At 71.7% G+C, this 9,876-nt stretch carries 7 protein-coding genes; all 7 read left to right on the top strand.

Features of this window, described 5'->3' with window-relative positions; genetic code table 11:
* Nucleotides 1–852 (top strand): carbohydrate ABC transporter permease (locus tag VT50_RS27685; RefSeq protein WP_079343901.1); only part of this gene is annotated, 852 nt, incomplete at its 5' end.
* Nucleotides 849–2,111 carry a 6-phospho-beta-glucosidase gene (locus VT50_RS27680; protein WP_046088902.1) on the top strand — a complete coding sequence of 421 codons (1,263 nt, stop codon included), beginning with the start codon at nucleotides 849–851 and terminating at the stop codon, nucleotides 2,109–2,111. The genes VT50_RS27685 and VT50_RS27680, both read left to right, overlap by 4 nt.
* Nucleotides 2,112–2,185: 74 nt before the next feature.
* Nucleotides 2,186–3,226 (top strand): N-acetylglucosamine kinase, encoded by a 1,041-nt coding sequence (locus tag VT50_RS27675; RefSeq protein WP_046088943.1) that lies wholly within the window; start codon nucleotides 2,186–2,188, stop codon nucleotides 3,224–3,226.
* A 134-nt stretch (nucleotides 3,227–3,360) separates the two neighbouring features.
* Complete coding sequence (locus VT50_RS27670) at nucleotides 3,361–4,770, top strand: hypothetical protein (protein WP_046088901.1); 1,410 nt, start codon at nucleotides 3,361–3,363, stop codon at nucleotides 4,768–4,770.
* 20 nt (nucleotides 4,771–4,790) lie between these two features.
* Nucleotides 4,791–5,804: a glutamate ABC transporter substrate-binding protein gene (locus VT50_RS27665; protein WP_240529334.1), complete on the top strand. Its 1,014-nt coding sequence runs from the start codon at nucleotides 4,791–4,793 to the stop codon at nucleotides 5,802–5,804.
* Nucleotides 5,805–5,976: 172 nt separating this feature from the next.
* Nucleotides 5,977–7,302, top strand: coding sequence for a coiled-coil domain-containing protein (locus tag VT50_RS27660; protein WP_046088899.1), 1,326 nt, complete (start codon nucleotides 5,977–5,979; stop codon nucleotides 7,300–7,302).
* Nucleotides 7,299–9,875 carry a serine/threonine-protein kinase gene (locus VT50_RS27655; protein ID WP_075200480.1) on the top strand — a complete coding sequence of 859 codons (2,577 nt, stop codon included), beginning with the start codon at nucleotides 7,299–7,301 and terminating at the stop codon, nucleotides 9,873–9,875. Before VT50_RS27660 ends, VT50_RS27655 begins: the two co-directional genes overlap by 4 nt.
* Nucleotide 9,876: the final 1 nt, after the last annotated feature.

The raw sequence follows: 9,876 nt of genomic DNA, 5'->3' as shown, positions 1-9,876 counted from the left end.
GGCCGCTCCCCCGCCCCCGCCGCCCGCCGCCGCGCCGCGCTGCACTGGATCGCCGTGCACACGGTCGCCATCGCCGCCGCGCTCTTCTTCGTCCTGCCCTTCGTCTTTGTCTTCCTGACCTCGGTGATGAGCGACGACCAGGCGCTGAGCGGCGAGCTGTGGCCCACCGAATGGAACTGGTCGAATTACGCCGACGTCTTCAACACCCCGGGCTTCCTGGACTGGTGGCGCAATTCGCTGATGTACGCCGGACTCGGCACCCTCTTCACCGTCTGTTCCTCCATTCCGGTGGCCTACGCCCTCGCCAAATTCCGCTTCCGCGGCCGCCGCACCGCCATGATCCTGGTCATCTCCACGATGATGCTGCCGCCGCAGGTGATCGTGATACCGATGTATCTGGTCTGGGCCCAGCAGCTCCATCTGTCGGGTTCGCTGTGGCCGCTGATCATCCCGATGGCGTTCGGCGACGCGTACTCCATCTTCCTGCTGCGCCAGTTCCTGCTGACGATTCCCCGGGAGTACCTGGAGTCGGCGAAGGTGGACGGCAGCGGAGAACTGGGCACGCTGCTGCGCATCGTGGTCCCGATGGCCAAGCCGGGGATCGCGGCCGTGGCGCTGTTCCAGTTCTTCTACTGCTGGAACGACTACTTCGGCCCGCAGATCTACGCCGCGCAGAATCCGGGCGCCTGGACGCTCAGTTACGGCCTGGAGAGCTTCAAGAGCGCGCACAACGTCAACTGGAATCTGACGATGGCCGCGACCCTGCTCGTCATGGCCCCCGTCATCATCGTCTTCTTCTTCGCTCAGAAAGCCTTCGTCGAAGGCGTCACACTGACAGGAGTCAAGGGTTGAAGCTCGCAGTCGTGGGGGGTGGGTCCACCTACACCCCCGAACTCATCGACGGATTCGCCCGCTTGCGGGACGTCCTCCCGCTGGAGGAGCTGGTCCTGGTCGACCCGGCCGCCGAGCGGCTTGAGCTGGTCGGCGGGCTGGCGCGCAGGATCTTCGCCAAGCAGGGCCACCCGGGCACCATCTCCTGGACCGACGACCTGGACGCGGGCGTGGACGGCGCGGACGCGGTCCTGCTGCAGCTGCGCGTCGGCGGCCAGGCCGCGCGGAACCAGGACGAGACCTGGCCGCTGGAGTGCGGCTGTGTCGGCCAGGAGACCACCGGGGCGGGCGGGCTGGCCAAGGCGCTGCGCACCGTCCCGGTGGTGCTGGACATCGCCGAGCGGGTGCGCCGCCGCAATCCCGACGCCTGGATCGTGGACTTCACCAATCCGGTCGGGATCGTGACCCGGGCGCTGCTCACGGCCGGGCACCGGGCGGTCGGGCTGTGCAATGTGGCCATCGGCTTCCAGCGGAAGTTCGCCAGGCTGCTGGGCGTGGAACCCGGCCAGGTGACGCTGGAGCACATCGGCCTCAACCACCTCACCTGGGAGCGCGCGGTGCGCGTCGGCGGCACCGACGGCGAGGACGTGCTGCCCAAACTGCTCGCGGAGCACGGCGAGGCGATCGCCGAGGACCTGCGGATGCCGCGCACGCTGGTGAACCGGCTCGGCGTCGTCCCCTCCTACTACCTGCGCTACTACTACCAGCACGACGCGGTGGTGCGGGAGCTGCGCAGCAAGCCGTCCCGGGCGGCGGAGGTCGCGGCGATCGAGAGGGAGCTGCTGGAGATGTACGGCGATCCGGCGCTGGACGAGAAGCCCGAACTGCTCGGCAAGCGCGGCGGGGCGTTCTACTCGGAGGCGGCGGTCGATCTGACCTCGTCCCTGCTGGGTGACTCCGGTGAGGTGCGGATCGTCAATACGTTCAACGGGGGCACGCTGCCCTTCCTGCCGGACGACGCGGTGATCGAGGTCCCGGCGGCCGTCAACGCACAGGGCGCGAAGCCACTGCCGGTGCGCCCCCTCGAGCCCCTGTTCACCGGTCTGGTCGCGAATGTCACCGCGTACGAACACCTGGCGCTGGAGGCGGCGTTGAAGGGCGGCCGGGAGCGGGTCTTCCAGGCGCTGCTGTCCCACCCCCTCATCGGCCAGATCGAATACGCCGAGAAGCTGACCGACGACCTCATCGCGCACAACCGGGAGCATCTGGCGTGGGCCTGACCCAGTCCGTATCGACCCCTTCTCCTTCCTCTTCTTCCGCCTCGTCCTCGGCGTCCCCGCCGGACGGGTCGGTCCTGGCGATCGACGCGGGTAACACCAAGACGGATGTGGCGCTGATCGGCCAGGACGGCTCCGTGCTCGGCGCGGCCCGCGGCGGCGGCTTCCGGCCGCCCGTCGTGGGCGCCGAGCGTGCCGTCGGCTCCCTCGCGCCCCTGGTGGAGGAGGTGGCGCGGCAGGCGGGCCGGTCCGGCCCTGCGGGCGCGGGGCATGTCTCGGCCTGTCTGGCCAACGTCGATCTGCCCAGCGAGGAGGAGGAGTTGACGGGGGTCCTGGCCGGGCGCGGCTGGGGCGCCACCGTCACGGTCGCCAATGACACCTTCGCCCTGCTGCGGGCCGGGGTCGGGGACGACGGCGAGCCGACCGGCGTCTCCGTGGTCTGCGGCGCGGGCATCAACTGCGCCGGGATCGGGCACGGCGGCCGGGTGGCCCGCTTCCCCGCGATCGGCCGGATCTCCGGCGACTGGGGCGGCGGGGGCTATCTGTCGGAGGAGGCGCTGTGGTGGGCGGCGCGCGCGGAGGACGGCCGCGGCGAGCCGACCGGGCTGGCCCGCGCCCTGCCCGCGCACTTCGGCCTCACCACCATGTACGAGCTGATCGAGGCGCTGCATCTGGGCCGTCTGGAGCCGGGGCGGCGGCATGAGCTGACGCCGGTGCTCTTCGCGGTGGCCGAGGCGGGCGACGAGATCGCGCGGGCGATCGTCGACCGCCAGGCTGAGGAGGTGGTGACCATGGCCGCGGTCGCCCTCGGCCGGCTCGACCTGCTGGGCGAGGAGACCCCGGTGGTGCTGGGCGGCGGGGTGCTCGCGGCCCGCCATCCGCTGCTGGACGACCGGATCCGCGAACTGCTCGCGGAGCGCGCGCCGAAGGCCGAGCCGCGGGTGGTCACCGCACCGCCGGTGCTCGGCGCCGCGCTGCTGGGCCTGGACCGCACCGGCGCGCCGGAGTCCGCGTACGCCCGGCTGCGCGCGCACTACGCCCCGGCCGACGACACGGAAAGTCACTGCGCCCCGGCCGATGACGCGGAAAGTGGAACCGAAAGTCCTTCCGGAGCGTAATGAAAAGGGGAGGAAAGATCGCGATACGAACAAGATCCAGGCCCGACCGGTGACCTCTCCTGGCGCCGCGGTCCATACTGCTGCGACACCGACCGCGACACCAACCAGGAATCCGGGCTGAAGGGGGAGGTCTTGTGTCATACCCGCCGACCACCGGCAGAGCCGCGCCGCCGCCCGCGCCCGCGGCCCCGCCGCGTACCGCCTGGGCCGAGGGGCTCGACCGGGCGCGGGCGGCGGCGACGACCGAGCCCGGACGGCTGCGCGTCATCGGGGCGGTGCTGGCCGCGCTGGTGATCGCGTTCGGCGCGGTCACGGCCTGGCAGGTCTCCGACCGGCAGACCGCGGCGGACGCCGTGGCCGAGCGCAGCCAGCCGCTGAGCGCCGACGCGGCGCAGATCTACCGCTCTCTGGCCGACGCGGACACCACCGCCACCGGAGGCTTCCTGGCGGGCGGCCAGGAGCCTCCCCAGGTCCGGCAGCGGTTCGTCCAGGACATCGACACCGCGTCCAAGCTGCTGGTGCGGGCCGCGGCCAATACGGAGGGCTCGTCCTCCGCCCGCCATGAGATACAGAAGATCAATCAGCTGCTGCCGGTCTACACCGGTCTGATCGACTCCGCGCGCGCCAACAACCGCCAGGGGCTGCCGCTGGGCGGCGCGTATCTGCGCTATGCCAACGACACCATGCGCGACCAGCTGCTGCCCGCCGCGGGCAGGCTCTACCAGGCGGAGACCGCCCGGCTCGGGGAGGACTACGAGGACGCCGAGGCATGGCCATGGGTGGCGATCGCCACCGGGCTGGTCGCCCTGGGCGCGCTGGGCTGGGCGCAGCGCCGTGAGTTCCAGCGGACCAACCGGGTGGTCAACCGCGGTCTGCTCACCGCCACGGCCGCCTCCACGGTGGTGATGCTGTGGCTGGTGGTCGGCCACGCGGTCGCCAGCACCCGGCTCAGCGACTCCAACGACCACGGGGCGAAGTCCCTCCAGGTGCTCAACGAGGCGCGGATCGACTCCCTGCGAGCCCGGGCCGACGAGAACCTGACCCTGGTGGCGCGCGGCGCGGTCGTCGTGGACAAGGACGGGGCCAACAAGGGCAAGGACGCCTACGAGGTCAGCTATGGCTCGCGGATGTCCGCGCTCGTGGGCGAGGCGTCCGGCGACCGCCCCTCGGACGGCAGCCTGCTGGACAGGGCGAGCGCCCTCGCCGACGACGACGAGGGCCGCGAGCCGGTGGAGAAGGCCGGCGACCGGATCCACGAGTGGCAGGTGCGGCACAAGGCCGCCCGCGCCGCCGACGACGGGGGCGACTACAAGGCGGCGCTGACGAAGGTCATCGGCGCCGAGGACAGCACCGGCGAGTCCTTCGACGCGGTGGACGGCCAGCTGGCCAAGGCCCTCGACCATGAGCAGCGGGAGTTCCAGCAGGCCGCCGACGACGGACGCGGCGCGTTCACCGCCATGGCGCTGGGCGCCGGGGTGCTGACCGTGCTGGGAGCCGCGGGCGCGGTGCTGGGCATAGGCCGCAGACTGTCGGAGTACCGATGAGGACGATGGGGGGCGGAAGCATGCGATCGCTGCGATCGGCCGCCGCGGTGACGGTGTGCGCCCTGGGCGTGGCCACGGCCATCGCGGTCCCGGCGATGATGGACGACGGCGGGGGCGGCGGTGAGAGCGGTGCGCGGCAGCCGCGTACGGTGCGGGCCGGCGCCGAGGCCGCGTCGGCGGACAGCTGCCGCGATCCCGAGGCCAGCCTGCGCCCGTCCAGTGCCAGCGGCCCGGCCATCAAGCGGATCAAGAACCGTAAGGTCAATGGGCACAAGCTCAACAAGCTGATCGCGGGCGTCGACCAGAACAGCTACCGCTGGGGATACCGCGATCCGGCCACCGGCGACCTCACCGGCTTCGACATCGACCTGGTGCACGCCATCGCCGACGACATCTTCGGCGATCCGGACGCGGTCATCTTCCGCACCATACCCACCAGTCAGCGCATCAAGGCCCTGCAGCAGGGCAAGGTCGACGTCGTGGTGCGCACCATGACCATCAACTGCGACCGGATCAAGGACGTGGCGTTCTCCACCGCGTACTTCCAGGCCGGGCAGCAGGTGCTGGCCCCCGACGGCACGTCCATCACCGGCTACAACAAGACCCTGCGCGGCAAGAAGGTCTGCACCGCGCAGGGTTCCACCGCCGAGGCCGAGCTGGACAAGCCGGACACCGGGGCCGAGCATCTGGGCGCGATCAGGGTGAAGCCCGTCCCCAACCAGCTGGACTGCCTGGTCAGACTGCAGCTCGGCCAGGTGGACGCGGTGATCACCGACAATGCGCTGGCGGCCGGCCAGGCGGCCCAGGACCCCTCCGTCAAACTGGTCGGCTCACGATTCACCGATGAGTTGTACGGCGTGGCGATGAACAAGGACGACGACGACCTGGTACGCCGGGTCAACAAGGTTCTGGAGAACTACCGCCAGGGCGGGGCGGGCAGCCCTTGGATGAAGGCCTACCAGAAGTGGCTCGCCAAGGACTTCAGCACGGCGCAGGAGAACCCGGCGCCGCCCGCCCCCGAATACAAGGACTAGCGCGGACGGGAACCAGCGCGGCTGAGACCCCGCGAGCATGAGCCTGACGGACCCGGACACATCGGGTAAGAGCAAGGATCACGGACCGGCAAGGATTAGCGCCCGCCTCACACGCGTAGGGATGACGCAGCAGACGGATCACACAACGGTTACGGACATGGAGAGGTGATCGATGGGGGTCCCGGGACCCTTCCCCAGTTTCGCGGGGGCACCCGACGGCCCGGTCATGGGCCGGGAGGAGGTGGACCGCGCACTGGCGAAGCTCGCCGCCGAACACGAGGCGATCGAGTCCTCGCTGCTCGCCCTCCAGGACCACGCGGGCAGAAGGCTCCTCGAGGGCGCCGAGCTCACGGGCGTCACCAAGAGCCGCTGGTCCACCACCGAGCAGGCCATCTCTCTGCTGTGGAGCTACTTCGACGCGTACACCGAGGCCCTCACCCGGGCCCGTGAGGTGCGCTCGCGCCACCGCTGGCCGACCCAGGACGAGTTGGCCGAGCTCACCGAGTTGCTGTGCGGCACCGCGATCACCCTGCCCAGCAGCGCCACCCTCGGCGGTTCGCCCCTGCTCAGCGAGGAGTTGGGCCTGGACCGGCTGGTCGACCGGATGAACCGCTGGTACGCGGAGGCCATCGACGTCATCGTCAGCGCCGACGCCGTGTGGTCCGCGCTGCCCGCCCGGATCGACATGCTCTCCGCCGAGCTGCACCGCACCCGGTCGCTCGCCCACTCGGTGGGGGTCCGCCCCGGTGAGCACCCCTCGGGGGACGATCTGGAGCAGATCACCGCCGAGCTCACCGCGCTGCGCGCCGAAGTGGTCTCCGACCCGTTGGCCTTCTGGAAACCGGCCAGCGGCAGCTCCGCGCCCGGCGGCGGCAGTCCCGACACCGAGCGCTATGACCGCTCCGCCCGCGCCCTGGAGGATGTGCGCCGGGAGATCGAGGCGGTCCTGGATGTGCGGCAGGACGCCGAGCGGCGGCTGATGCGGCTGCGGGATGTACTCTCCCGCGCCGACCGCACCCTGGCCGAGGCGCGCCAGGCGCGCGGTGAAGTGCTCGCGAAGATCGCGGCGTCGGAGGTTCCGGCCGTCAGCGGCCCGCCGACCGCGCTGCACGAGCAGCTGGTCGCCGCCGCCGACTACCGCAGGCGCTCGCAGTGGCACCGGCTCTCGCCGCTGCTGGAGAGCCTGGAGCAGCGCGCCGACGACGAGCTGCTGCGGGCCCGCGAGTCGTTGACCGCGGTCACCGCACCGCTCGCGGTCCGCGCCGAGCTGCGCGGCCGTCTCGACGCGTACCGGGCGAAGGTCGCCCGCCATGGCATGGCGCGGGATCCGTTCCTGGTGGAGCGGTATGACGTGGCCCGCCGGATGCTGTGGAGCGCCCCATGCGATCTGCGGGCGGCCGAACAGGCCGTACTGCGCTATCAGCAGGCGGCGGCCGAGGCCCTGGTGCCACGCCAGACGGGCCCGGCCGGGCAAGGCATCGAGGGAGGCACGGAATGAATGCGGCGGTCGTCGCCTGCCAGCGGCGTGACTGCGGCGGGTCCTACGAGGACGTCGGCGGAGGCGAGCTGTACTGCGATGTCTGCGGTATGGCCCCGGTCGTCTCACCGGAGGGGATGGTGGCCTCACCGCCCACCGGGATCACCGGCCAGCCCGGGCCGGGCGGCAACTCCTCGGCGCGGAGCGGGGGGTCCTCAGCACGGAGCGGAGGGTCCTCGGCGCGGAGCGGAGGCTCCTCGGGGACCGGGCGGGACTCCTCGTCCGGCACCTCGGGCCGGTCGCGTTCGGCACGCTCCTCCACGTCCCGGCGCTCGGTGTCCGGGCGGCTGTCCCGCTCCCTGTCCGGGCGGGCCTCCTCCCGTTCGGTCTCGGTGCGCAGCTCCCGCTCCGCCACCTCGGCCTCCTCGGCGCGGAACGCCCTGGGTGCCGGTCTGGTCAGCGTCCCGGACGTACCGCGCCCCGACCCCCGTACGGCGGTGCTGGCCGACCCCGAGGTCCCCGAGCGCAAGCGGTTCTGCAGCCGCGGGGACTGCGGCGCCCCGGTGGGCCGCGCCCGCGGTGAACGGCCGGGCCGTACGGAGGGTTTCTGCACCAAATGCGGCCATCCGTACTCGTTCGTACCGAAGTTGACCCCCGGTGACATCGTCCACGGCCAGTACGAGGTCGCGGGCTGTCTGGCGCACGGCGGGCTCGGCTGGATCTATCTGGCCATCGACCGCGCGGTGTCCGACCGCTGGGTGGTCCTCAAGGGCCTGCTGGACACGGGCGATGAGGAGGCCCTGGCGGCCGCCGTCTCCGAGCGCCGCTTCCTCGCCGAGATCGAGCACTCCAACATCGTCCGGATCTACAACTTCGTCGAACACCTCGACCAGCGCACCGGCAGTCTCGACGGCTACATCGTCATGGAGTACGTGGGCGGCAAGTCCCTCAAGGACATCGCCAACGCCCGCCGCACCCCCGAGGGCCGCCGCGATCCGCTGCCGGTGGAGCAGGCGTGCGCCTACGGCATCGAGGCCCTGGAGGCCCTTGGCCATCTGCACAGCCGCAATCTGCTCTACTGCGACTTCAAGGTCGACAACGCCATTCAGCAGCAGGACCAGCTGAAACTGATCGACATGGGCGCGGTCCGGCGGATGGACGACCACGACAGCCCCATCTACGGCACGGTCGGCTACCAGGCCCCCGAGATCTCCGAGTCCGGCCCGTCGATCTCCTCCGACCTCTACACGGTGGCGCGCACCCTGGCCGTGCTCACCTTCGACTTCCAGGGCTATACAAACGTCTATGTGGACAGCCTGCCGGACCCCGAGCACATCGAGGTCTTCCGGGCGTACGAATCCTTCTACCGGCTGCTGGTGCGGGCCACCGACCCCGACCCGGGACGCCGCTTCGCCTCCGCGCGGGAGATGGCCGACCAGCTGACCGGGGTGCTGCGGGAGGTCGTGGCGCTGCAGACCGGGCGGCCCCGGCCCGCCCTGTCCACGCTCTTCGGGCCGGAACCACGCATCGTGGACACCGAGTTGTTCACCGACGACGGAAAGGATCCGTCCCTGCTGGGCGCCCGGTCCATCCGCGGCGGCGGCACCGCGCCCGTGATCCCCGCGCAGCGCCCGCCGGGCCCGCTGGCCCTGCCGCTGCCCGCCATCGCCACGCTGGACGGACGGGCCACCGCGCTGGCGCTCCCGGTGCCGCTGGTGGACCCCGACGACCCCAACGCCGGGTTCCTGGCCGGTCTGCTGGCCGCCGACCCCGCCGAGATGAGCGCCGCGCTGCGCACCGCGCCCGTGGACTCGGTCGAGCTGCGGCTGCGCCGGGTGCGCGCCCAGCTTGAGCTGGGCCAGGAGCATGACGCGGGCGTCGCGCTCACCGGTCTGGAGGCCGCCTACAGCGATGACTGGCGGATCGTCTGGTACCGGGGGCTGCACGCGCTGACCACCGGCGACCGCGAGACGGCCGCGCTCTCCTTCGACGCCGTCTACGACGCGTTCCCCGGCGAGCCCGCGCCGAAGCTGGCGCTCGGTGTCTGCGCCGAGGTGCTGGGCCAGTTGGACAACGCGGCGGAGTACTACCGGCTGGTCTGGGCCGCCGACCCCAGCTTTGTGAGCGCCGCCTTCGGCCTCGCCCGGGTCCTGCTGTGCGCCGGGGACCGCCCGGGCGCGGTGCGGGCCCTGGAGTCGGTGCCGGAGTCCTCGATCCACTACACCGCGGCGCGGGTCGCCGCGGTACGGGCCCGGCTGCGCCAGCGCGCCCCGTACGACGCCCTGCTGAGCGATCTGACGGCCTCGGCGGCCCAGGTCGAGCGGCTGGGCGAGTTCGGTCTGGACGCGGTGCGGCGCGAGCGACTGCGTACGGAGGTCCTGGGCAGCGCCCTGGATTGGGTACTGTCCGGCAGCAGCGGGGCGCCCCCGGGACACAACCGGCCGACTCTGCTCGGCAGCAGCCTGGACGAGCGCGGGCTGCGCTTCGGCTTGGAGCGCTCGTACCGTGTACTCGCCAGACTCGCGCAGCGAGGCGAGGAGAGGATCGAACTGGTGGAGCGGGCCAACCGTTTCCGCCCCAGGACGTGGGTGTGAT

It is taken from the genome of Streptomyces antioxidans (assembly GCF_000968685.2).
GTDB lineage: Bacteria > Actinomycetota > Actinomycetes > Streptomycetales > Streptomycetaceae > Streptomyces > Streptomyces antioxidans.
Note: the sequence above shows the minus strand (reverse complement) of the source record. Positions and strands in the feature narration are given on the sequence as shown.

What these genes read in the sequence shown, in the direction of transcription:
- VT50_RS27660 (WP_046088899.1), top strand. Translation starts at nt 5,977, where the DNA reads ATGGGGGTCCCGGGACCCTTCCCCAGTTTCGCGGGGGCACCCGACGGC.
- VT50_RS27655 (WP_075200480.1), top strand. Translation starts at nt 7,299, where the DNA reads ATGAATGCGGCGGTCGTCGCCTGCCAGCGGCGTGACTGCGGCGGGTCC.
- VT50_RS27665 (WP_240529334.1), top strand. Translation starts at nt 4,791, where the DNA reads ATGCGATCGCTGCGATCGGCCGCCGCGGTGACGGTGTGCGCCCTGGGC.